We start from the raw sequence: 24,314 nt of genomic DNA on the forward strand, positions 1-24,314 counted from the left end.
GGAAGCGTGAGCCGGTCTATATATCTTCAATCATAAAAAAAGCCCGGAACGAAGCGGCATCCGCCGCCGGTTTCCGGGCTTTTTTTCCATACCTGCCGCACTCGGGGCTTCCATTCAGCCTACCCCGGTCATCAACCGCGATACGGCTGCTTCAAGCTCGGGATCGGGCTGCGCATGCAGCGAAGCGAAGTACAGCCCGACAGCGACCGCCGCGTACAGAATCGCCAGAATTCCGGACACCACATGTTCTCTGGTCGGCCGCACGAATTTCAGATCGATAAAGAAGTGCAGCAGGTAGATCGCAGACACAAGGCCGATCGCGGGCGGCAGCGCGGTTCTTTCCGGCAGATAGTAAAGCAGCAGCAGGGCCGGAATAAGCAGCAGCGCGGCAAGAAGCGTATGCGTCCAGACATAGCGCCTTTTGAGCCGCTTGTCCGGGAACTCCGCTTTGCCCTGCACGATAAAAAGCCGCAGCAGCGATTGAATCAGGAACATCGCGCTGACCACGACAAAAAAGTTATTGGGCATATCCTCGCACGCTCCTTATACGGTTAGGGGATTTGTGGGCAGGCTTGCGCTTTATAAACGCGGCGGAATAGCGGAACGTTACGCCCGGAGGCCCGCTGTCTCTTTATCGGAACGACCGGCTTTTTGCCCGATCCGTCCCCGCGCACAAAAGCCGCCGTCTTAACGACGGCGGCGCTTACATTTGTCGATCGATTACGATCGGGGAATGCCGCTTCTGTTGAAGCTCGGAACTGCGGTGGGGTGGGGCAGAAACAGCGTTCTCCCTAAATACAGACGTATGGAAAACGAAAAAAGTTCACTTTTATTTAAAATTTTAAGAAAAAATAATGATAACAAAGGTTTTTTACTGTTTTTCGTTTTATATGGATTGAAATAAAAACAAAGCGACCCGTTTCCATAATATTACTTTGGCAGGTACAATAGTTATAGAGCGACTAAATTCAAAGAATTATAATATTTAAACGTAGGGAAAAGTAGTTGGAATTTATAAGTTGGGAAGGAGATTGTATTATGCCGAGTTGGCATCTTAAAAACAGTAACGGAATCTTTTATCCGGCAGCGATTCATTCATTGAGTCTACCATATGCACGCTCTTTGAAGCAGATGGATTGGGAGCAAGGATTTGATTGGAGTATTTATACAAGCTCCAAGAGTGCGTCTAATCCTTATAAGTTACTTGCTGTAGGTAACGCTTATATTCAAGGCGCTATAGCTTATAGGGATGCTGAATATTATGTGTTTGTAGATTTGCTTGAGAGCGCCCCTGCCAATCGATATACGAATCGACAGCGTGCTTATGTAAACGTAGTGGATGTTTTATTGGGGGCGGCCTGTGAGCGCAGCAGGCAGATTGGAGGCGAGGGATTGATTTCTTTTCAAGCCAAAACGAATTTGATTCCTTATTACATAGAGAGATTCAATGCAAAGGTGTTAGGTGGTAATCACATGATTATCGATGAAAATGGTGCAGATCGCCTGTTTAAGTTATACTATCATTAATGAGTGTCCAGAGGAGGAATAGGGATGCGTAAGATGAAAAAGAATACTTTAAATCCGTTTAGTCCATCGGTTCGTTTTGGTATTCGTCCTCCTGCCGGTCAGAATTTTATTCGGCAGCCGAGTGGAGTTGTGATTCTGCCTCCAACAGAAGAAGAACGTCTAAAAATAGAGGATGAAATGAGAAGATACATTCAAAACAAGAAAGAGCATTCTATAAAATAAATGTTCTCTTATATAAGGTTTGAACGAAGTTGCCCTCATAGAGGGCGGCTTTTTTTGTTCCGATTAAACTCTTATAAAAATCATTGTAGCTGTGAGCGAACATTTGTAAAATGAATACTTAGAAGGGCTGCAATAATGGATTATGAATAGTAAACATCCACCTTCCTGGAAAATGGATTTGTTCGTCTCTTTTTGCCTCTCCTTATTGGTTTTCGCTCCGATGGCAGCGTTTATCCTGGCCTTTTACTCGTTCTTCGATTTGTCTTCACTGCTGCGTTTTATTGAATTCCCGAACAACCGGAATATTATTCTGTATATCGTGCTGCTGATGATCATGCTGTACTTTATCGAGACGCTGGTGGTTCCGATTGTAAAAGGCATGCTCAGGATCGCTTTTCCGGCAGCGGCCTCCTTCGCCGCCTGGCTGCATCCCTTGATTGAAATTGCCATCAACGCCTCCGTGTTCTACATATTGTCGCTGATCGTACCGGATGTTTTGATCAACGGAATGCCGGGCGCTCTGGGCATCGCGATTCTGTATCAGCTGGCGTCCATGCTCGTTTCGCGATTTATGAGCAGGGAAAAGAAGCAAACTACATAGAGTAAATAAAGCTTTCTTTGCAAACTCGGCTGTGCCCGTCACCGGGTATGAGCCGCTTGCGGCATCGACCGATATCGTTGTTTGAAACGTCGGCTTTTTCCTCATGGCTGAATCCTCAACTTATCACTTCTTCGTACATTACAGGAAAATACCGCAAAAATTCCGGCAATCTGGTTCCCAAGCGCTGTTAAAGGAAGTACAATAGAAATAAAGCAAGCAAGTCTCGTGACCCAAGCCGCCGGACCTACGTTCGAGCGACTAACCGACCTTTTATCCCGATTCCCGTTCTTGCCGCCTCGTAGCCTAAACCTTGCTCAAAATCCGCAGATTCCGGAAGCACCGGACCTCTTCACGGAATCTGTCCGCCATCAGGGAGTGAACACATATGGCCTACATGATTCCGGAAACGATCCCCAAGACCGCAACCGCGGGCGAACGCCTGCTGTTTCATACCCTCCGAGAACACCTGCCCGACGATTACATCGTTTACTATGAACCCGAGATCGGCGGCCGCCGCCCGGATTACGTCGTGATCGGCCCGGATCTCGGGATGCTGGTGCTGGAAGTGAAAGACTACACCGAAAGCACGCTGTACGAACTGTTCCCGAACGAATGGCGCGTGTACAACGTGCAGGGCGAGCTGAATACCGTGCAGAATCCGCTGCTTCAAGCGCGCGGGTATGCTTTTCGGATTGCGGACAAGCTCAAGAAAGACAAGAACCTGATCCGGACCGGCGGCGCTTACCACGGTAAACTCAAGTTCCGCTTCGGCCTCGGCGTCGTGCTGACACGGATGCGGGAAACGCACATCGTGAAGCACCAGCTGCACCGCGTGATCGATCCGCAGTTCCTGCTTACCCGGGACGATATCGACATGGACGCCGACGGTTTCGACGGCACGGCGCTGCTGGAGCGGATGCTGGGCATGTTCAGTATTCCTTTTCACGACAACCAGCTGCTCAGCCACGAAGACATCAAAGCGATCCGCTACCACCTGTTCCCCGAAGTGCGCATCAGCGCGGAATTCAAAGACCCGGCGTACTACAACGACCAGCTGCTGCTGTCGCTGCACAACGTCCAGGCGATGGACCTGCACCAGGAATCGCTCGCGCGCCAGCTCGGCGACAAGAACCGTCTGATCCGCGGCGTCGCCGGCAGCGGCAAGACGTTGATCCTGTCCGCCCGCGCGCGTTTGCTGGCGAAGGAGCACCCGGAGTGGAAGATTCTCGTGCTCTGCTACGGCATTCCGCTGTCCCGCGTGCTGCGTGGGATGATCGACAAGATGATGGTCGAGCCGGAAGATTTGTTCGACTTTGCTGCGATGAGCGTGGACGGGGACGGCAAACCTTCCGCGAAAAAGCACTCCATCGAAACGGCGACGTTTCACGAATGGCTGTGGAGCAAGCTGCGGATGAAAGACGACGGGATCGAAACGCTGCTGGAAAAAATCGACCGCGGCGAAGCCATTCTGCCCAAATACGACGCGATCCTGATCGACGAAGGCCAGGATTTCGAACCGTCTTGGCTGGAGCTGCTGAGCAAAGTGCTGAACCCGGAAACCCAGTCGCTGCTGCTCGTGGAGGACAAGGCGCAGAATATTTTTAAAAGGAAAACCAGCCTCTCCTCCAGCACCGGCCTCGACTTCCGCGGGCGCTCCAAGATCCTGAGCATCAACTACCGGAATACGGCGCAGATCGTGAATTTCGCCTGGGACTTCTACCGCACGCACTCGTCCCTGAAGGACCGCGTCAAGGAAGGCAGCAGCGTCGAAGGCGTCGAGATCATCCCGCCCCAGAGCACCAAACGCAAAGGCCCCGAGCCGATCGTCAAGCAGTGCGGAAATTTCAACGAAGAAGCCGCCTGGGTCGCCGCCGCGATCCGTAAGCTGCACGAAGAGAAGAAAGTGCCGTACGCGGAGATCGCGATCCTGTACCGGGTGCGCAGCACCTTTTCGTACTCGTATGTGGACCGGCTGCGCAAAGAACTCGACCGGCTGGAGATTCCGCACGACTGGATCGCCGAGAACGTCACGTCCAAGCGGGCCTACGACCGGGGAGCCGATAAAGTGAAACTGTCGACGATCGACAGCTCGAAAGGTCTGGACTTTAAAGCGGTGTTTATCGTGAACGTGGAGAGCATGCCTTTTAAGCTGGAGGAGAACGTGGAGCGGGAGGTTTCGCTGTTTTATATCGGGATGACGAGGGCGATGGATTGGTTGTTTTTGAGTTATTGTAGGGTGGAGGGGTTTGCGGGGGGATTGAGTAAAAATATTGCTGAAAGAATATTTTACAAAAAAATAAAATGAGTTTTTATATAGAGTTCGGGAGGAAGGAAGGGCATGTTATTGAAAGATAGTGTTGATGTTTTTTATAAGTTAATACTAGTAGGTGCTCCAATAGCTCTGCTTATAGGAGTATTAAGACCATCGATTACAAAAGAAGAAATACTGTTTATGAGCTTTTCGGCTAAAGTTATACGTAATATTGTATTCTATTTACTTTATATCTCTGGGGTGTCTTTTTACTTTTTATTCTTTACATCCTTTAGCGCAAAACTACGTCCTTTAGAGCTAGAATCTAATGTGTTTCTTGGAGAAATTCTGAGTAATCCTGTATTCATATCACTAGTCGTTATTTTAGCCATTTATGTTTTTATGTTATCTACTAACTCTAAAGTGCATAAATTTATCATCAAAAAGAGAAATAATGATTATAAAAATCCGAAAGATATCATTATTATTATGTTGTTTTTATTTATTTTTCCGCTTATTTCATTTTTGATGATCGGTTTCACTTTTGGTTATCTATCAAATGCGGTTTTAGCTGAAGCAGCAATGAATCAAAAGATTAATGTGGAAAATTCATTATATGTATTAGCTTATTTTAAAAGAATTCCTCACATTTATTATGTGGTATTAGGGAGCAATCTTTTTTGGTTCTCTCTTTTATTATATATGTTTAAGAAGTATGTTTCTTTGTTTGAGCAAGCTAGTGTTTATGTATCGATCATATTAAAGGATGGCAACGTGTTGAAAAATATTGAGTTACTGAATCATAATATGAGCGGATTCTTATTTGTAGCTAATTCCGATAAAACTATAAAAAAAGCTATTCCTAAAGAAAATATCTATTCCATTGAATTTCATAAGCAATATGAATCCTTTGGTCATGCATTTTATCGTAGTAAAATAAAGATGCCTAGCGAGTTAAGCATTGAAGAACAAGTAGAAATGAAGAAAGAAATGAAAAAAATTCATTTTTAAATTTTGTTTTAGGGTGATTTTATATACTTATTTGGTGGCATAATATTATATAGAATGTTAAATATCATATGGATATAAAAATGTAAGATGAAAATGTAAACTGGGAGGCAAACTAGTGACTTCGTCCCAAGCTAATCACCTCATCAACATCCTAAAACGCTGCAAACAATCATCCAAAGAAGCCGTCGAAAACCTCGAAAGCTTCAGTGATTTCAAACAATATATGCACATTCAGCGCCCGGTAGAGGTAGAACTTGAGCAGCACATCAACGAAGCTCATTCTTCTGCCGAAGCTCGCTTGATCTTGGTCTGTGGCGGGGTAGGTGACGGTAAGTCGCACATCTTGTCATATCTCAAAAACAAGTATTCCTTCTTGAACGACGAGTCGCTCTTCTATCTACATAACGATGCGACAGAAAGTTTTTCTCCCAAAAAGACTTCGATCGAAACGCTGGCGAAGGTGCTACAACCGTTCTCAGATGAAGGTTTGCAATCCGGAGGCACGCAAAATATTGTACTGGCGATCAATCTCGGTGCCTTGAACAACTTTATCGATTCGGAAGAAGGCAAGGTTTTTTCGAGATTGAGGGCTTACGTATACCAAAAGAAAATCTTGGAGTCCGTTATCGCTGACGAGAGCAGTCCTGATGATCATATCTTCCAATACGTCAACTTCAGCGATTATCATATGTACCAACTGACGGCTGACGGACCGAAATCGAATTATATCAAAGGCATCTTCCGAAAAGTTACGCAACAAACCGAAGACAATCCTTTTTACCAAGCCTACTTAAGAGATCGGGAAGAAGACTCGGAGATTGCGGCGAAGAATCCGATTATGCAAAACTACGAGCTGCTTCAGAATGAAGACGTCCAGGACAAGATTATTACGCTGCTCATTCAAGTCATGGTCAAGGAGAAGCTGATTATCTCAACGCGGGCTTTGCTGGACTTTGTCTATAATCTGCTTGTTCCTTCCGTTATGGAAAATATGAGTCATAAGCGAATCGTGGACTACGTGCGCGAACAGGATTTTCAAGATTACATCGCTTGTCTGCTGCCGTTCCAAATCTTCGAAAAGGTTGATGCGTCGGCGATCCACCAAGCGATCGATCGGATCAATCCGACTCGCATGCGTACGGAGCAATTGGACAAGTTCTTGATCGAATTCAAATCTAATCGAGAAGGCGCAGGCCTTTTTGCGAATCATATCAGCATTACTCGGTTGCCGTGTTTTTCAAGGTCTTTATTCCAACAGTCGCCTTGGCGTAACGGAGGTAACAAAGAGCAGGCTTATAAGCAACGTTTGATCAAACTTTTCGTGTATCTGTATTACTTCATTCCCAAAGAGCCGCATCAATCGTTTGAAGACAAGACGTACGAACAATTTATGCGCTACCTGTTTTATTGGAACAAACACGAATTAAGAATGCTTGCGCGTCTCTATCAGGAAGATATTCGAGATGCGATATATAAATGGAATGGCGAAGCCAATAATGATTTGGTCTATGTGCAAGTCGGACAACCACAAACCCAATACTACGCGCTGCAAAAGTTGGAGATCGAGCCGCATATCGAACGTGCCAACGCGCTGCCGGAAACGGAACTTTTTAAGTTTCTTACGATGATGAAAATTCAGTTCAGAACCAAAGGAGCGAGCTATGCGGACGGTTCGGAAGTTCCGACGATCGACATCGATTATTCGTTGTATTCGTTGCTGAATCGGATCAAGCAAGGTTATCGTCCGAATAAGAAAGATAAGTTCCAATATATCAAGTTTGTCGAGTTTATCGATAAATTGAATAATGCCGGAACGCAAAAGAACGAAATGGTGTTTGAGAGCAAACAATTCGGAAAGTCGACTCGTTACCGTTTGCAGTACGATGAGACATTCGATCAATATTCGTTTATGGAGACGTGAATCTAATGAGTTATCACTTGAATCTTGAAGAAGTTCGCAAGCAATTCAAGTTCGATTCTTCGATCAAGCATAATCCGAAGATCGATCTTGAATTCTTGCCTTATACCACAAAGTTCAAAGAGACCCAGTATAATTTCCGAGAAGTGACGGGAGAGTTTATGCGGCTGATCGGACAGAAAAAGTTGCCGGAAGCCGTCGACGCCGAAAAGTTGCTGAATACAGCGTTAGATGCAATCAACTTCAACCAACCGAATCAGCGCGGCGAATTTAGACAAATGATGAAGACGCTTTTTCTGGACGAAAATGAACAGTTGTATTTGTTCCATCCGCAGACGCTGTACTACATCAACACCGTGGAAAACGACAATAAGAGATTGGCGCTCTTTTTGTACAATGTGCTCTGGAACCGGCAAGAAGCTTGGTCTGTCGACACTTCGGATCAAACAGACGCGGATTTAATGAGCAAGCTATTGTTCCGTTCTTTGCCTGCCTTGATGGACGCGAAAGTGGGCAGCAAAAATTACGCGGTGATGTTGCCTGAAATCTCCGAATTGTTTATTCAAGATTTCAAGTGGTTGGCTACCAAGAATGAACTTTTTACGCAGCAAGTTGAGAAAGTGATTTCTTATTATTATTTCTTCTACGTCACTCAATTCGCGATCCGCAATGAAGCCTTATTCCAATCGAACGATAACAAGATCCTTCCTGTCTACTTTACTTTTGAAGAAGAAGAACGCTTGTCAAAAACAAGAGTGAGTTACGAGTACGGTTGGAGAAGCTTGGAGAAATCGGTCGGTCGGATCTTCTCTCATGTCAACCTACTGAAGATGTTGAACTTCGCGAATGTTTCGCAAGAAGAGGAAGCTTTGCAAGTCCCGCTCTCTTATGAAGAAATCGCGAATCATATTCAGCAGATGAGTCAAGAAGAACAACAAGTGTTGGAGAAGCAGTTAGATCAACTGATCGAAGATTATGGGCAGAAGCTGTCCGGCGATAGCCGTTGGGCCTTGATGGGGACGGTGCCGAACCGTTACGAGTTGCCGGCTTTGAATAAGATTTATCATTTGTATCGTATGATCGATCATCAATTCAATCAAAGTGGTCGCTCAGGACCTTATAAAGAATATACGAAATGGTTTTTACATTTCTGCCAAAAGACGTTTCTAAAGTCACGCGGCCGCTCAGGTAAAATGTTGATCTTGGATACCGATTATTTGCTTTTCCTGACCAAACTGATTATCAAAGACGAAGACAAAATCCGCCTGAAGCGATTGGTCGACGAGTTTGAGATTCGAGGAATCAAGTTTGACCGGGACACGCTAGCTGCGATCGTTGATTACTTTGAAAAGCTGAATTTATTGGAGAAAAAAAGCGATAGTGGGGATGCTATATATGTCAAAGCATTTTTATAATTACCTGGCTGAACGCATTAAGCGTTTCTTTAACGACACTAATATTCAACCCGGCGAAAAATACCATATTCAATTCGAACGAACCGAGCAAGTCGAAAATCTGGTCGCGGAAGTCAAAGCATTAGATGAGGCCGAGCCTTTTTACATGCAGACCGAAGAAGACTTATATCAATCGGTTTGTTTGGTCGCTCCTGAAGCTAAAATTCTGGTGGCTGCTAACTCCGACGAAGTGACGCCGGACTTTTTGACGACACTGCGAAATAAAGTCGGCACGCAAGAAAATCCTTTTATGGACAAAGCGATGCTGCTTATTCATAACTCCAACTTGGATAGCCTTGTGCAAGGAATGACTTCTTTCGGCAAAGAAGGTATGCCTTTTCATATCAATTCGATCGAAGAGAACTTGCAAGAGATGATGAGCAGCTCCGAGTTGTCGCAAGCGGAAAAGCAGATTTTAAAATTCAGCATGGCTGCTAATAAAGCTCAACAAGGGATTCATGAGCAGATCACTTTGTTTGATTATGAGAAAATTCTGACCGTTCTTAACAATCAGAAACTCGAAGACAAAGATTACAAAGATTTCGCTCTCTTCCGGGATACGGATATCTTCAACACGCCTATGACGGATAAGCAGATTCAAGCGCGTCTGAGCGAAAATCAGGTGTTGTTCAGTCATGTCGAGATGGCTCACCAATACGGCCCGATCGATATTAGCTTAGAGCGTCACTTCGACGAGCAAGGGGTCAAAGAGCTCTCGGCGATGGATTGGCAGTCTACCGATTTCGGAAAAGTCATGCGTTCCAACCAAAAGAAGCTTGAAGGCAAAGGCTTGGAATACATCGAGCCGATCAAAAAGCTCACTCTCGAAGGATTAACCTATTGGGAACGGCCGGACGGAGAAACCAAAAGCAAACAACGTAAGCGCAACCTGATCATTTTCAATCCGGAGCAGCATAGAAGGATTACTCTGGAGTTGCCGTTCAGCGATTTTATCAAAAACCAATTTATCTCGAATACGACGATCAAATACAACATCAATTCCGAAGCGTCGGGCAAAAAGATCAAAGTCGAATTGACTCACTCGCCGGGACAAACCAACTTTTACGGCGTGAAGTATAAAACGGACGTTTCGCAAACGTACGATTTCAAAATTGCGATCATCGAGACAGAAGAGAAGCTGCTTCAAGCCATCCAGACTTCTTACACCGTGAATCTGGTTAAGTCGAGATCCAAACATTCCAGCATTCTCATCAATTCGGACGATGAACAATGGATCTTCAACAAAGACCAACCCGATGTCATAAAAGTCGAATTGATGGAAGAGTTTGAGCAGAATCAGTTCGAAATCGCGGAGACGGATGAGCTTGTTGTAACCAAAAATCCCGATATGGCAAGCGAAGAAGAACTGATCCATTTTACGATCAAACTGGTCAAAACGGAGATTCCGCTGTCTATTCAGGATGTAGTGGATCGGCCGGTTCCGATCGGCGGTTTCAACGTGTGGAAGATGAAGCGCGAGAAACAAGAACACTTCATCTATCGACTCGAAAACGACAAGATGAAGATCATTCAAGGGACAAGAGAGACTTACGCACAAGGCGAATTCAAAAAGAATCTGGAACGTGAGCTTAAATTAATTGAAGCCAATCATCTGCATTTCACTGAAGAAGTCGGCATTTTGAATCCTGAGCCGATTAACGTGCCCGAGCCTGTGAAAGAAGCTTATATCGATCTGCTTCGTTACTTCCGCGATAATCAGTTGTTACCGAGTTTGGCTTACTTCGACGAAGATTATGCAACGCTCGCCAAACGTTATGTACAGGCTTATTTGCAAGAACTGGAACAACTGCAAAACGGCCAGTCTTTGCTTCCGTCTCATCGAGAAATGGTACTGCTCGGCACGATTCGGAAAGGACTAAAAGATCCCGAATGGTTGTATACGCCGCTGCATCCGCTTAACCTTGCGTATCAGTTACAGTTGAACGACCTGATCGGCAAAGAAGCGATTAACGACGAATTACTACGTTCGCTTCGACCTACCCATCTATTGCCTTACGTTCATTACAATAATGCGCTATACAAAGCGATTGAACCGAGCGATTCTTACGAATGGACGACTTATATCGATCAGGGCTTGCCGCGATTCGAGTCGTCGAAGATGTTCGTAAACAAGCTCGTTCAAGAAAAAATCGAAGAGTTCACCGAACATTTCTCTTATCTGTTTGAGCTGGATTACCGGGCTCCTTTGAAGATCAACACGATCAATATGGGGGACTGCCAAGAAATTCTTCAAGGTCTGTTCGAGTATTACAAGCGCCAATTGAAGCGGGAGATCGAGAAAAGCGATCTGCTTCCGATCGAGCTGCACATTTATGCGGAAAAAGGTATCAACAATGTGTTTGAAGAGATGTCACAGTATAGCGATGCCGAAGAAATCGCAAAGAACTTTAACCTGAAGCTTGAGCTGGAAGGCTATCACTCGGAAGAACTGCTGAACATTTTCCGAGATCAAGTGAAGTTCTATTCTCGCGATGTAGAGGCCAACCAATACGAATACAGTCATGTCACCTTCTATCAAATGAGCAAGATCGAGCAAGAGGCGACGAGCAATGCTGCCGAAATGATTACCGGCGTATCGCTGTTCGGACTGGTTTCGGGCATTCCGTCCGTCTTCATCAACGAAGACTATAAGACCGGTTTCGGAACGAAATACTATAGAACATCGGATGCGCCTTTGCTTGCTTTGGTTCCGAAACTCAATTCGCTGCTGCGTGTAGCACGCACTTTGGATAACTATCAAGAAGATATGAATATCGTCACCGCGATTTCGGCCGAACATAAGCAGAAGCTGGATGCCGTGTACGATTCGGCGCACTGGGTAACTTTCATCGAACCGAAAGTAGATTTGAGCTTCTTCAAGAACAATGATGCGCAGAAAGATTTGCTGGTCATTCATTATAGCGATCAATATACATCTTCGAGCGGCTTCGATGCGATTACCGTAACCAGACGTTCGCAGCAATACCAGAAGCTCATCAAAGAGTTCTTGCACTCGCACGAGATCAAAGCTACAGATGAAGTCTTGCCACCGATCATCAATTTCTTTAACGCGATTAACGGTAATTGGCTGCTTCGTTTGTTGGCACAGAAAAATCAATTCCCTAGAGAAAAGATCAGCATCTTGTCTGCGGTGAAATTAGCGTTGGCTGCTTTCGCGCACAAAGATATCATATGGATTCCGATCTCCATGGAAGAAATTCTGCGGATCTCCGGCGGTACAGGACTTCGTCAATCCGAAGGACTGTTCTCGGCGCGTAATCTGGGAAGATTCGGCTCTTACAGCGATGACCTCTTGTTAATCGGAATCGAGCAGCAAGAACAAGACGTCAAAGTCCATTTCTATCCGATCGAAGTGAAGATTGGTCATAACTCGCCTGCGGTCTACGAGAAAGCGATGGCGCAAGTCAAAGAGACTCGGCAACTGCTGTTCGACTTCTTGACGGAAAGCGAAGAAGATCCTTTCAAAGCCAAGCTATATCGTAATTTCTTCATGCAACTCGCGATTGCCAGCGCGGAGAAAATGGACCTCTATTCGATCTGGCCGGAGCAGTATTGGCAGAACGTAACGGACAGCAGCTTGAGAGAAAAGCTATTGAACGATGATTATACAATCTCGAATAATTTGCAAGAATACATCGGCGATGGAGCCGTCATTTCGTTCAAGAAAGAGTTGGTCTTTACGGAGATCAAACGAACAGAAGATGTGCTTGTGTTCGATTATCCGGAGAAGAGTGGATACGATTTCATTATCAAAGACATCGAAGAAATCAAAAATCATATCCAGAGCGAATATGGTGATATTCCGGCGGATCAGTTGCTTTCGAAGCTTTATATTGGTGGAGAAGAGGAAGTCGTGGCTTTGCCAAACCCCGTAGAATCAAGCATACAGAGCTTTGATCGCATCGATGTCCCCCAACTTGTCGCAGAGAACTCTACAGGCTACGAACCTGATCAGAGGGAGCAGGTAAACATTGCGATATCCGGCAATTCTGAGGACTCGATGCATGAAGTACAACAAGAGAAACAGGAGCAGCCTGTAGCAGCAGAACCACGTAAGCCTTTGGAGATCCTGTTCGGGCATAATGCTCAAAATCAAGAAGAGATTAAATGGTATCCGACTTCGACAGATAAAGTCATGCATACCAATACAGGTATCATCGGCACGATGGGAACAGGGAAAACGCAGTTCACAAAGTCTTTGATTACGCAGCTTAGCCGCAGCAGCCAAGATAACGTGAACGGTACGAAGATCGGCATTCTGATTTTCGACTATAAAGGCGATTACATCAAGCCGGACTTTACAGAGAAGACTGGGGCGAAAGTATACGATCTCTACCACTTGCCTTATAACCCGTTGTCGCTCTATGTGACGAAACCGATCCGTCCGTTGCTGCCTGTGCATACAAGCGGCTCATTGACGGATACGATTGCGAAGTCCTTTAACTTGGGGCAAGTTCAAGTAAATACTCTTAAGGGCGTTATCATGGATGCTTATAACCAACAAGGCATTCTGAAAAACGATCCGACAACGTGGGAGCAGCCAGCACCGACGCTCAGCGATGTGTACGATATCTATGCAGGAAGAGAAGATGCGAAAGTCGACAGCTTGTATGCGGCCTTACAAGAACTCTATGAGATGGAAGTCTTCGAACCAGATGCGAATAAAACGATTCCTTTGTTTGATATGATTGATGGCATTACGGTCATTAATTTGTCGGGGTTTAACGCGAGCATTCAGAATCTGGTCGTATCGATTACGCTCGATGTTTTCTATAACCAGATGCAGATGCAGGGTCATAGTGCGATTAACGTAAACTACCGTGAAATCACGAAGATGATCTTAGTCGATGAGGCGGATAACTTCTTGAGTAAGGATTTTACTTCGATCAAGAAAATCCTCAAAGAAGGACGAGAGTATGGAGTCGGAACGATTCTGTCTACCCAGTTCCTCAGCCACTTCTCGACTTCGGATAATGATTATGCAAATTACATCCTTACGTGGATTGTGCATAATGTTTCGGAGATGTCCGCGAAAGAGATTCGGATGGTGTTCAGTACGCAGAGTAAAGCGGAAGAAGATAACGTCATGAATCGGATTAAGTCGTTAAAGAAGCATTACAGTATTGTGAAGGCTGGGGCAGGACAACCGGTTTGGATGCGAGATCGGGCTTTTTGGGAACTTAATATTTAAATAAGCCTTTTCTATAATATATAAAATAATGATTTGCGGAGGATCTTATGGGATTCAAAAACTTAAATATTTCTTATCAATATAGATCGGATCAAGAATCAGGAGATATTATTAAGGACTTTTATATCCCAGTTTTATCACAAACCAAAATATACAAGAGAGCTGTGGGTTATTTCTCTAGCGGTTCCTTGATGCTTGCTGCAAAAGGAATTTCTGAACTCATTGATAAGGGCGGCAAAATGCAATTGATAGCTTCACCTCGACTCAATGAAAAAGATATTGAAGCTATTGAGCTAGGCTATCGGTTAAGAGAAGATGTGATTGAAGATTCTATAATAAGATCTATTACCAAGCCTAGTACGCTTTTGATGAAGGAGAGGTTTAACTACTTGGCATGGCTTATTGCCAATGAACAATTGGATATAAAAATTGCTATGACTAGGAACGTTCTGAGCTATGGTCTTTACCACGAAAAAATTGGGATAATGGAGGACTGGGAAAATAACAAAATTGCTTTTTCTGGATCATCTAATGAAACAGAGGGTGGTCTATACAATAATTTTGAATCAATTGATGTATTTTGTAATTGGCAGGATGGTGACGATATTCGAGTCCAAAGAAAAGAATTAGACTTTGAAAAACTCTGGAGAAATTCTACAAGCCAATTAGAGATCATTGAATTTCCACAAGTAGCTAAAGAAAAGTTATTAAGTTATAGAACATCTCAATATGCTGAAAGAGATCCGGAAATAGAAGTCACCCCTATAGACATAAATAAATCAAACTTAAATACTCCTTGCATGCCAGAGAACTTAGAAATTAGAGATTATCAGAAGGAAGCTATCAAAAGTTGGTTTAGAAATGACTGTAAGGGCTTGCTTGAGATGGCAACTGGAACAGGGAAGACGATTACCGCTATCACAGCAGTAACTAAGCTATGGGAAGTAACACAGAGGCTTGCTGTAATTGTAGTTTGTCCATATACACATCTCGTTGATCAGTGGGTAAAAGATTTAAAAAAATATAATATGAGTCCGTTGGTTGCTTATAATTCTAGGAATCTGTGGGAAGAAGATGTGAATAATCATATTACGGCTTTTCAGTCAGGAGCAATAAATCACTTTTGTTTGATAACAACAAACGCTACTTTTTCACTGCCTCATATGCAAGTGATCCTTAGAAAGTTAAATAAAAATGTAGTCTTCATTGCTGACGAAGCTCACCACCTGGGTGCTGAAAGTAGTAGAAAGCTTCTTGTTGAAGAATTTCCTTATAGGTTAGCTTTGTCTGCTACGCCTAATCGTTGGTATGATGAAGATGGAACTGATTCCTTATTGTCTTACTTTGGCAATCAAGTTGTATTTCAGTTTGGTTTAGAAAAGGCTATTGGCAAGTACCTTACAGAATATTATTATCATCCGCATATTATTTACCTTGATGAAGATGAAAGTGAAAAGTATTATGAAGTTACTCGGAAAATTGTAAAGTTGTTCCCGAAAGATGGGAACTTTAAAAATGATGACTCAAAAGGACTCACAAGCCTTCTTATCGAAAGAGCTAGAATTTTGAGTAGAGCAAGGAATAAATTAATTAAACTAAAAGAACTTTTAAGTATTAGAAAGGATTCCTTGTACAATATCGTTTATTGTGGTGATAGTTCTGTTGATGGAGAAAGGCAGATAGATGTAGTTAGTAAGTTGTTGGGAAATGATTTAGACATGAAGATACATTCGTTTACTTCTCGAGAAGATGCAATTCAACGAAAAGAATTGCTAGAACGCTTTGAAATAGGTGACCTACAAGCACTGATTGCGATTAAATGTCTTGATGAGGGGGTGGATGTTCCAGCAACACAGAATGCATATATATTGGCAAGTAGTACAAATCCGCGAGAATTCATTCAGAGACGTGGTAGAGTTTTAAGAAAACATCCAAAAAAAAAATATTCTTATATTCACGATTTTATTGTCCTTCCTCGTGAATTAGATCAAATTGAATTAATCGAACCAACATTATTTAATATGGAGAGAAACATCGTAAAACGTGAATTAACACGACTCTCTGAATTTGCTGATTTGGCTCGTAACGGACCTTTAGCGCACGAAGAAATTTCTAAAGTAAAGCATGCCTATAATCTATTGAATTTTTAGGAGGATTTAAACATAGTGGAAGAGAAAGAAGAGATCCAAGCAATTTTAGCAGAACTTCCAGAGGCACATGCGTGGATATTTAAAGAAATTTTGCAGCAGGAAAAGGAATTATTAAATAGGAAGAATCTTCAAGGCAGTAATATTGTTAATCAGATTATGGATATTGTTAAAGAAAGGGTGGAAGATTAGTGTTATTAGAATCCATAAAACTTTTTAATTTTAGACAATATTATCAAGAACAATGTATCGAATTTTCTCAATCATCTACTCGAAATGTAACCGTTATTCACGGCGAGAATGGTGCCGGGAAAACGGCATTGTTAAATGCATTTATATGGTGTTTGTACGGGACACTCAATCTCCCAAATGGGAAGAATATTATAAATGAGCATGCCATTTCTACTACTTCAGAAAACAGTGAAGTAGAAGGTTCTGTTACGTTGAAGTTTACAAGTAATGGGAAAAAGTATACGCTTATTCGTAAAGTTACGGCAAAGAAAAGCCCAAAAGATATTTTTTACTACGATCCTGAAGTGGTTCTAGAATATCGAGAAGATGGTCAATCAGAGATCATTAAAAATCCTACAGTAGAAATTGGAAGGATTTTACCTGAGGATCTTAGAAGTTACTTCTTTTTTGATGGAGAGCGTATTGATAATTTGTCAAAAGAAAGTGGTTCTGAAGATATTAAAAGAGCTATCAAAAATATTATGGGTCTGGAAATTTTAGAAAGAGCTATTTCGCATACTGAAAGTGCTAGAAAAAAATTTCGCAGTGATCTAAAAAATGTAGGGGATTCTAAGACAGCAAATCTAATAGAAGAGATGGAAAAGTTAGATCAACAAATGATTGATTTTCAAGACCAAGAAGAATTACAAAAAGAGAATTTAAGAGCTACAAATAAACAAATTAAAGAAGTGGAAGATCGTTTGAAGCAGATCGAAGGAGCAAAACAATTACAAGAGCTGCGAGATCAGAAAATCAACCAGCTAGAAGAAATAAGAGGAGTTATAAAAGATGTTCGTAAAAAGTTAACCTTATTAATAAGTAAAAATGGTTATCTTGCATTTAGTCATTTGGTAGCACAAAAAGCAGAAAAATTTATTAGAAGCAATAAAAGTCAGAAGCCGATTACAGGAATTAAAAGGCACTTTATAGAATCTCTTGTGGAAAATAGAACCTGTATTTGTGGAGCAGAATTAACAGAGGGATCTTCACACTGGCATCATATTAATAATCTAATGAGTAAAATTAGTAATGATCAGGTCGAAAATAAAACATTTGATTTTATGGGTGATTTGAAAATAATTACTGAGAAGAAAAAAAACCTTTTTTCTGAAATGAAACAATTAAAGGCAGAAGAATTAAGCAACCTACAGGAAGAAAAAAAACTAAATGAAGAAATTGAGGAGATTAGCCTTCAGCTAGCAGGCAAAGATTCGGAGGAAATAGCAGAATTAGAAAATCGAAGAATTCAATTGATTGAAGGTAAGAGTGAAATAGATAGAAAGATTGGCGGTATAACATCTAAAATCGAGGAGATAACAAAGCAGAATAAAGAAAAAAAAGATGAACAATCAAAAGTAGATAAAATAGAAATTAAAGCCAAGTTGACGCAGAAAAGAATGGATACTTGCGAACAGTTAGAAAAAGCGATGCTAAAGATTTTAAGCATTCGTGAGAAGCAAGTAAGGATACAATTACAAGATAAAATTTCGAGTGTATATTCTCAATTTTTGCGTAAAGATTATACTTTAAAACTCTCAGCTTCATATGAGCTGAATGTATTGAATAGTATAGGAAACATTGTGGGAATGTCACAAGGAGAACGTCAAATCACCAGCTTATCTTTTATCGGAGCGATTGTAGATATTGCGCGCGAACAGTTTAAAAAGGAAAATAAGCAAGGTTTTGACGAAGGAGGAATTTATCCATTAGTCATGGATTCACCTTTTGGTGCTTTAGACTCTGATCATCGAGAACGCATAGCTAAAGGCATACACAAACTGGCAGATCAAGTCATCGTAATCGTTTCAACTTCACAATGGAAAGGTGAAGTTGAAAATCAGATGCATACATTAATTGGTAAAGAATATAAATTATCTTATAATGATCCACGTACAAGTGAGCAGCAATACGAATTCACAAAAGTCGAGGAAGTGAAATGGTCATGAAAAGGAGAATTAGGAGACCTAAGGAACAGGAATTACTTTATAAAAAGCTCGTAGACGAAGAGGAATTCGGTGTATTTTCGACTTATAAAGATGTATTCATGCTTGCGGGCGCTGTTGGGTTTATGGAAAAAAAGCGTATCGAGTTCACGTCACAGGCAGAGGGGATGCCTTGGAGTGTATTTAATTTAGAAACTGATGAATCTTTTATCGATGCTATTGCGCTTATCGAGACAGAAGATCTTAGTTTATTTAATGAAGATGATGAAGTGTTTGATAAAAAAATGAAAATATTTGAAGAATATGCTGCAGGTGGGATTGAAGTTGTTTATGAAAAGATTATGGAAAATCCCAAACAATCATTAAATAACTTTTTTGAATATATCATTAGTATGGAAGATGATTTAACTGATAAAGAAAGAAACCTTAAAGGAATAGCAGATATACTTTTTTGAAACTATTTTATATTTAAGAGGTAGAAGCCTCTCGGTTTGTGAAAGAAGTAAAATATATTTCTTATCTCAACAATTGTAATGAGTGATTTGAAGTGGAGGCACATCATGGATATCTTAGGGATAATAGATGATTTTTTGGACGGTGATAGATTAACAGATAGACAAGTTAAAGATGCCATCACTGAACTCAATGATGGGATGCTTTTAGAAGAAGTTGCTAAGAGATTAGGTGTTAGCGTTAAAAGCTTGAGAGAGAGACTTCTAAAAGAAGATTATGAGATTGATTCAGACAATATTGTTATTAACAATAGAGAAAACAGAAATTCTAATACAAAGGTGGGAAAAGAAAAGATCGATCCAGACTTACTCTTACGAATTGCTGTAGAAACACAATATAATTCAACTGATTCCGTAGCTAAGGCATTTAACATCAATTTGGATTATCTTGTATCTCAACTAAAAGAAAACGGCTATAAATTACGATGGCTTGTTCATTGTAAAGGTGGAGTTCTAAAAGATACTTCGCTTTTAAAAGTTCTTGCTGAACTCAATCTAAATAATAAAACTTTAAATGAGGTTTCTCTTGAACAAAATACTAGCTCAAGTCAGATGTTAAGGCAATTTAGAAAAGAAGACATTAAGGAAAATTGGGTGTATGAAACTAGTAAAGATGGTTCTACAAGTATTGCAGACATCGATGGGCTTAGTATTTTAACTGATATAGTAACTGGAAAATTGCTCTGTATAAATTATAACAATCAAAAGATTATAGATAATTATCAGATTGATAGTATAGTTGGTAGGGGGTTTATAACAAACGTACAAAAAAAATTAGTTGAAAATCAACATTATATTATCTTAGATAAGACTCTTATAAGAAAGATAAAAAATTACTTGCCTCAATTATCTTATCTCTCTGAATCTACTTTTTATACAATTGAAGGTGTTAAATTTTTATTCGGAAATAATGGATCGATGGGAGAATATACGACAACTTATCATAATAGTAAAGAACTTGAAGAAAAGCTGCCGTTATTTTTTGAACCAGCTTTTTTGAAGTTGGGTGAAAAAGTCTTACAAGAAGAAAAGATTGATCTCAAACAACAAAAGTCAGAAGAATATAAAAATATTTCTTTGAATGATTCGACTTTTGAAAACTTATTAAAAGAGTTGAACGAATTAGTTTCATTCGAAGCTTTTGAAAAGAAATTTGGAATTTCTTCAGTTGAAATGAGACATTACTTAAAAATTAAAGGTTATTATTATAATCGTAGTAAACAAAAATGGTTGATCACAGCAAAGCAAGCGTTGCGTAAGAAAGCAGAAAAGGAGAATCGGCCAGTAACTGAGCAGGCGTTTCTAAGGTTAGAGAATATTTTTACAGAAGAAGATATAAAAGTTCTTCATGAGATGATTTCAGAACGAAAACTTGAGTCTATAGAGCAATCTAAGTCTTCTGAGCCAGTTAAATCTCTAAGTCAAATGTACACCATACATTTAAATGATAAGATCAATGATGAATTAATAAATTTTAGCGAAAGAAACAAGTTGTCGATTTCTAGAGTAATTGAAATAGCTTTGCGTAACCTTTTTCAAAAATAAATACAAGTTCAAATTAGATAGTTTTATTAATTTAAGAGGTTGTGAATTTAAACGTGATGATTTGATCTAAAGAACCATGTAGCATTCTAATTTAACTATTATATAATTTTGTTCTGCCTAGATTTATTCTATGAGCCCTTATTTTTTTATTTAACTACGCCCGACATTGGAGAAAAGAATTTTAAAATAGTTTTTATGTTATTGAATTTTTTTGAATATAAATAAGTCTTTTTCGGAAACTTCTGTTCCCAGACTTATTCGTATAGTTTGGCGTACTTCCTCTAACGACTTATCAGCAGCACTCAATACATGACTAGGCTTACTAGAACTGCAGGCTGATCCTGAAGACAATGCAACATAATCGGCCAATTTCTTAAGCAGCAGCTCATTGTTCACTCCAATGAACTGCAAGCTAATCAACCCAGGAATCTTGTCTTGCTCATCGCTGTTGAACTTGATCTTCCCGGATAGATTGGTTTTGAAAATGTCAGTCAAGTATCGCTCAAGCTCAGTCAACCGCTGAATGTTTTGTTCAAGATTAGCAGCGGCCAATTCAGCAGCTTTGCCTAAACCTACAATATTATGAACAGCAAGTGTACCACTACGATAGTTGTTCTCTTGCCCGCCTCCGTGCATAAGAGGAGTTAATCGAGTATAAATCTCTTTCGACTGTTTCCGAATGATCGCAGCGCCGATTCCTTTCGGGCCGCCGATCTTATGCCCGGACATTGAGAGGAAGCGAATGCCTCTCAGTTTCTTCAGGTCAACAGGAACTTTTCCGATTACTTGTGTAGCATCCGTATGGAAGAAGACACCGTTCTCCTCAAACGACGCGGATAGCTCAGCAATTGGGTTAAGCGAACCAATCTCGTTATTTCCCCACATGATTGAGGTAAGAAGTGGCTGCTCTTGTGCAGCCGCTTCTTTTACTTGTTCTACCGTTACTCGTGCGTATTGATCCACATCTAAGAAAGAAACCTCATAGCCACGCTCTCCTAGGAAGTTGAACGTCTCGATCACGGAAGGGTGTTCTACTTTCGTTGTCATGAGCCGCTTATTTGCTTTGTCCTCGCGTCCGTAATAATCCGCAATTCCTTTGATGATCATATTATTGCTTTCCGTTGCGCCGCTGGTAAAAACGACTTCGTCCGCATCGCAGCCGAGCAGCGCGGCGACTTGCTCGCGTGCTTTGGCTACGGCTTTTTTGGCGTTTTCTGCTAAGGAATAAAACTTGCTGGACGGATTGCCGTACTCCTCTTGAAGATAGGGCATCATGGCTTCTAATACTTCGGGATGGATCTTGGTTGTTGCGCTATTGTCCAAGTAAAGCATGTAGATCCCTACTTTCCATTAGAGTATTAAGGCACGAATAAAGCGTTCGGAATTACCAGCGCTCTTATATTCGGCTGCAAGTGAGCGAATACCTCGCTCCAAGTGAGCATTGAAATAACCGGGAAAGTATTCTTCGTCCGTCAATTCTTTGCCTGCTACTTGAGTGATGAGAGCTTTGAATACATAGTCATATTCGCCTGTTACTGTATTACGATTCAGTACTAAGCCATCTGTGAAGTCTTTCGTTACCGGCTCAACCTGTCCGTCAAGAACGCTATTTCTCAAAGAGAGGCTAACTGCATAACGGATTAAGATGTTTGGCGTGATGCTTGTAGCTGAGCTTAACTGAGTCAGATTGTCTTTGGCATATTTCGATGTTCGTAAAGTGAAGTTCATAGCTGGCTGCTCTCCTCACTGATGGTAAAGTAGCGACCCTTCACGATTTTGGCGCTATCCATAACTTGATCGAATTCAAGTGTGTAGCATCTGGCCGTAATATCCTTAAGTAATTCGTACTGCTCTGTTGAAACTTCGGAGTCTGTCGTAAACATCAAGACTTGATCGCCGCATCGTGGAATAAAGTGCTGAATCAGCGCTCTCTTATGATCTTGATCCAGACGCCCCATCAAGGTATCAAAGACAAACGGAAGCTTCCAACCTGAGACTTTGAACATCGCCCAAATCACGGTCAGCATCAGCATTTCTTTCTCGCCCGCGGAAAGCCGTTCTTTGGTGATTAAGTGCTGCTGACGATTATAAAGATGCAGTTCGAAAGTTGAGTGATCGATATGAATTCGGTCAATGTATTCTTTTTTGCGGAAAAGGATATTAACCATCTTAGTCGCTTCATTCGCTACGTCATCCAACTTTTTGCGCCACTGTCGATCTCTAAATCGTTGACTGACCAGAAGTAATTTCTCGGTCATCGAAAACGAGTTTTCGGCTTTATGGTATTCACGAATTTTATCCGTAATCTTATTGGATGCAGCAGTATGCAAGCGAATTGTTTCCGTAGCTTCATGGATATCTTTGTTGTATTGCTCAATCAATAGACGTAGCTGTTCAACGCGTTTAGTCTTCGTTTCGATTTGTGCAAGAATTTCTTTGAACTCGCTAGACTGATCATTGACTTCGATCGCCTTCCGTAACTTTTGAGCTTCTGTAAGCAATTCGGCGTTTCGGTCATAGAGTTGAATATACTGCTTAGGGTCGATTTGCTCGATCTGTTTGAATAAGTTATGAATCTCGCTTCGTTGCGCAAACGAAGCTCTATGAATGAGTTGAATGTTCTCTGGCTGCATAATCTCTAAGATGCCCTTATGTAACTGATCAATGTTCAATCGTACATCTGATTGGGCGGTTGATTGTTGAAGCTTTCGTACTAGTTCATTTAGTTTGTTCTTTTCCAGAGCAGAAGAGACATACTCGAACGACTCGTTTTCTTTCTCCAAGTCCAGTTGCTTCACAACTTTGATTAGCAAGTCTTTAGCAATATAGAAGGGAAGAAGAGAGGAAGTGAACGTACGGATCTGTTCAGTATTTGCTTTTCTCTCGTTCTCGATTGCGTTAACTTGGCTTGCCAGTTTCTGGCGTTCTTCGCGTTGCAAACCGCCATGTTCGTCGAAGTCCTTTTTGTGCTGCTTGATCTCATCATTTAAGTTAGTGATTTCATCTTCGCTGAAAACAATTAGAGAAGCTTTTTCTTCGACGATGGTTTGTAACTCCACAATTTTATTCATTAATTCTTGTTGGTCATTAATCTCTTTGGCAGCACTGGCATTTTTCTGAGCATACTGCATACGGTAAGTTTGTAGATCTTTTTCTAAGTTCATGAATAAGTCTAAGTTAAATAGAATTTTTCCCGACTCGCTTAAGTACTCCGGAATTTTCTCGTCCGAAACAATCCTTGAAATATCCTCCCCGTCAAAAAGACAAAGCTCAAAAAGACGAGGAGGCATTTCTTCGCGTAAGCGATTTTGGAAGTCGGATTTCTTTTGGGTATCTAGAGGTTGCCCATCTTTATGCACATCGAAGCTTTCTTTTATTTTCTCTTTTTTCAAATGCCAACGACGTGTAAGGACATATTTGATCGGTTCGAATTCTTCAGTTGCCGTATATTCAAGTGTAATCTGAAATTCATTTTCATGATTTTGAATAGCGGCACGATTTAGAAGGGAGTGGATCTTTTTGAAATAGGGCTCATTATCGTTCATAAAACCATAGGCTAGTGAGCCGAATAGTACGATACGTAAAGATTCTAGAATCGTTGTTTTACCTGCACCATTTTTACCGCCCAGAAGAATAACATTCTTATCTGAGCTTGTTCTAAAATCGAAGCTATGATGCGGTCCATGATAAGCACCTATATTGCGAAGCAACAACTTAGTAATCTGCATGAACAGCTAATC

General features: G+C 41.5%; 17 protein-coding genes. 13 read left to right on the forward strand and 4 right to left on the reverse strand.

Features of this window, described 5'->3' with window-relative positions:
• Window positions 1–114: 114 nt before the first annotated feature.
• The gene (locus QWJ34_RS01180; RefSeq protein WP_302725219.1) at window positions 115–528 is read right to left on the reverse strand and encodes a hypothetical protein; all 414 of its coding nucleotides are present in this window, start codon (window positions 526–528) and stop codon (window positions 115–117) included.
• 510 nt (window positions 529–1,038) lie between these two features.
• Between QWJ34_RS01180 and QWJ34_RS01185 the strand changes: the two genes are divergently transcribed.
• The 13 genes from QWJ34_RS01185 to QWJ34_RS01245 all read left to right on the forward strand — a co-directional run bounded on the left by QWJ34_RS01185 (window position 1,039) and on the right by QWJ34_RS01245 (window position 20,574).
• On the forward strand, window positions 1,039–1,527 hold the full coding sequence (locus tag QWJ34_RS01185) for a hypothetical protein (RefSeq protein ID WP_302725220.1): 489 nt from the start codon (window positions 1,039–1,041) through the stop codon (window positions 1,525–1,527).
• A gap of 24 nt (window positions 1,528–1,551) precedes the next feature.
• Window positions 1,552–1,749 carry a hypothetical protein gene (locus QWJ34_RS01190; RefSeq protein WP_302725221.1) on the forward strand — a complete coding sequence of 66 codons (198 nt, stop codon included), beginning with the start codon at window positions 1,552–1,554 and terminating at the stop codon, window positions 1,747–1,749.
• Window positions 1,750–1,891: 142 nt separating this feature from the next.
• A complete protein-coding gene (locus QWJ34_RS01195) occupies window positions 1,892–2,350 on the forward strand; it encodes a hypothetical protein (protein ID WP_302725222.1) in 459 nt (152 codons plus the stop codon).
• 385 nt (window positions 2,351–2,735) lie between these two features.
• Window positions 2,736–4,655 carry a 3'-5' exonuclease gene (locus tag QWJ34_RS01200; protein ID WP_302725223.1) on the forward strand — a complete coding sequence of 640 codons (1,920 nt, stop codon included), beginning with the start codon at window positions 2,736–2,738 and terminating at the stop codon, window positions 4,653–4,655.
• 33 nt (window positions 4,656–4,688) lie between these two features.
• On the forward strand, window positions 4,689–5,612 hold the full coding sequence (locus QWJ34_RS01205; RefSeq protein WP_302725224.1) for a hypothetical protein: 924 nt from the start codon (window positions 4,689–4,691) through the stop codon (window positions 5,610–5,612).
• Window positions 5,613–5,727: 115 nt separating this feature from the next.
• The gene (dptF, locus tag QWJ34_RS01210; protein ID WP_302725225.1) at window positions 5,728–7,533 is read left to right on the forward strand and encodes a DNA phosphorothioation-dependent restriction protein DptF; all 1,806 of its coding nucleotides are present in this window, start codon (window positions 5,728–5,730) and stop codon (window positions 7,531–7,533) included.
• A gap of 5 nt (window positions 7,534–7,538) precedes the next feature.
• Complete coding sequence (dptG, locus tag QWJ34_RS01215; protein ID WP_302725226.1) at window positions 7,539–8,945, forward strand: DNA phosphorothioation-dependent restriction protein DptG; 1,407 nt, start codon at window positions 7,539–7,541, stop codon at window positions 8,943–8,945.
• Window positions 8,926–14,196 (forward strand): DNA phosphorothioation-dependent restriction protein DptH, encoded by a 5,271-nt coding sequence (gene dptH, locus QWJ34_RS01220; RefSeq protein WP_302725227.1) that lies wholly within the window; start codon window positions 8,926–8,928, stop codon window positions 14,194–14,196. The genes dptG and dptH overlap by 20 nt, the downstream gene beginning before the upstream one ends.
• 47 nt (window positions 14,197–14,243) lie before the next feature.
• On the forward strand, window positions 14,244–16,346 hold the full coding sequence (locus tag QWJ34_RS01225; protein ID WP_302725228.1) for a DEAD/DEAH box helicase family protein: 2,103 nt from the start codon (window positions 14,244–14,246) through the stop codon (window positions 16,344–16,346).
• 15 nt (window positions 16,347–16,361) lie between these two features.
• Window positions 16,362–16,535, forward strand: coding sequence for a hypothetical protein (locus QWJ34_RS01230; RefSeq protein ID WP_302725229.1), 174 nt, complete (start codon window positions 16,362–16,364; stop codon window positions 16,533–16,535).
• The gene (locus QWJ34_RS01235; protein ID WP_302725230.1) at window positions 16,535–18,520 is read left to right on the forward strand and encodes an AAA family ATPase; all 1,986 of its coding nucleotides are present in this window, start codon (window positions 16,535–16,537) and stop codon (window positions 18,518–18,520) included. The genes QWJ34_RS01230 and QWJ34_RS01235 overlap by 1 nt, the downstream gene beginning before the upstream one ends.
• Window positions 18,517–18,972, forward strand: coding sequence for a DNA phosphorothioation-associated protein 4 (locus tag QWJ34_RS01240; protein WP_302725231.1), 456 nt, complete (start codon window positions 18,517–18,519; stop codon window positions 18,970–18,972). Before QWJ34_RS01235 ends, QWJ34_RS01240 begins: the two co-directional genes overlap by 4 nt.
• A gap of 105 nt (window positions 18,973–19,077) precedes the next feature.
• Window positions 19,078–20,574: a hypothetical protein gene (locus QWJ34_RS01245; RefSeq protein WP_302725232.1), complete on the forward strand. Its 1,497-nt coding sequence runs from the start codon at window positions 19,078–19,080 to the stop codon at window positions 20,572–20,574.
• 198 nt (window positions 20,575–20,772) lie between these two features.
• On the opposite strand, the gene QWJ34_RS01250 is transcribed toward QWJ34_RS01245, so the two are convergent.
• The 3 genes from QWJ34_RS01250 to dndD are packed head-to-tail and all read right to left on the reverse strand — an operon-like array spanning window position 20,773 to window position 24,302.
• Window positions 20,773–21,906 (reverse strand): cysteine desulfurase family protein, encoded by a 1,134-nt coding sequence (locus QWJ34_RS01250; RefSeq protein WP_302725233.1) that lies wholly within the window; start codon window positions 21,904–21,906, stop codon window positions 20,773–20,775.
• An 18-nt stretch (window positions 21,907–21,924) separates the two neighbouring features.
• Window positions 21,925–22,302, reverse strand: a complete 378-nt coding sequence (gene dndE, locus QWJ34_RS01255) for a DNA sulfur modification protein DndE (protein WP_302725234.1) — start codon at window positions 22,300–22,302, stop codon at window positions 21,925–21,927.
• Window positions 22,299–24,302, reverse strand: a complete 2,004-nt coding sequence (gene dndD, locus QWJ34_RS01260) for a DNA sulfur modification protein DndD (protein ID WP_302725235.1) — start codon at window positions 24,300–24,302, stop codon at window positions 22,299–22,301. Before dndD ends, dndE begins: the two co-directional genes overlap by 4 nt.
• Window positions 24,303–24,314 lie beyond the last annotated feature (12 nt).

Source organism: Saccharibacillus sp. CPCC 101409, from assembly GCF_030518235.1.
Taxonomy (GTDB): domain Bacteria; phylum Bacillota; class Bacilli; order Paenibacillales; family Paenibacillaceae; genus Saccharibacillus.